Source organism: Mesorhizobium sp. M7A.F.Ca.CA.004.04.2.1 (assembly GCF_004022825.1).
Lineage (GTDB): Bacteria > Pseudomonadota > Alphaproteobacteria > Rhizobiales > Rhizobiaceae > Mesorhizobium.
The window spans coordinates 1-1090 of sequence record NZ_RZPH01001437.1; the positions used below are offsets into that span (position 1 = coordinate 1).

The window sequence follows — 1090 nt, forward strand, 5'->3', positions numbered from 1 at the left end:
CTGAAGACCCGCGCCTTCATTGGCTCGGACCCGCTGGCGCCGATCGGCGGCCTGACGGATGTGCGGGCACGCGGCAGCGTGCTTGTCCAGGCACTCGACGAGACCGAGATGGACCTGATTGTTGGCGGCGTGGCGATTGGCGGCAGTGCCGGCGTCGGCGTCGCGGCCGGCGTTGCGGTTGTCGACAAGGTGACGGATGCCTTCATCGGCGCAGGCGCACGCGTCACCGGCGAGGGCCACGGCACGGTCGCGGCGAGAACCGGCCGCTACCAAATCGAGTATGCGGGCAGCCAGGCGATGTCGAGCTTCGACCCGCAGGGCGGCAACAAGCCGACCGCGAGCAGCCTGGAGGCTGGTACGCCGTCGGGCCTCACCCAGTTCAAGAACCTCGACCAGGAGGGTGGCGACGACGTCCAGCAGGATCCGGGCTTGACCCAGAACCGGGTTGCGACCGCGTCGGTCGATACCGGCTTCCGTGGCGTGGCCGTCTCCGCCTCGGCGAAGGATGATGTCGAGACTTTTGCGATTTCCGTCGGCGGCGGCGGTTCGGTCGGCGTGGCTGTCGGTGCGGCGGTCAACGTCGTCGATACCAAGACGAAGGCGTTCATCGGAGCCGATGCGCAGATCAACCAGGACATGGCCGGCCCCGGAAATGCAGGACAGTCCGTGCTGGTTGCGGCGGCGAGCGACTTCAGCCATGTCGGTGTCGGGGCCGGTGCGGCTTTCGGCGGTTCGGGCGCGGGCGCGCCCGGCGTCGACGTGTCGGTGATCAAGGTCGACACGGTCGCGACGATCAATGACGGCGCGGACGTGAAGGCGAACAACGACGTTGCGGTGATCGCCACATCCAAGGAAAAGGTCATCGTGGTCTCCGCCGGTCTTGCCTTCAGCGGCACGGTCAGCCTGGCGGGCGGCGTCTCGGTGCTGTCGTTCGACACCGAGACCTATGCCCGTGTCGGTGCCAACGCGACAATTGTCGCCGGCGGCGACGTCGCCGTCATGGCCAAGGACGATTCCGAGGTGGTGGTGGTCGCGGGTGCGGTCGCCATCGGCCTGTCGGGCGGCGGTGCCGCCGGATCGGTCGCGGTCG

The 1090-nt window shown here is 68.4% G+C and carries 1 protein-coding gene; it reads left to right on the plus strand.

Annotated features, from left to right (window positions below):
• Positions 1–1090, plus strand: a 1090-nt coding sequence (locus EN893_RS35200; protein ID WP_164901444.1) for a hypothetical protein, incomplete at both ends; no start/stop codon positions are given.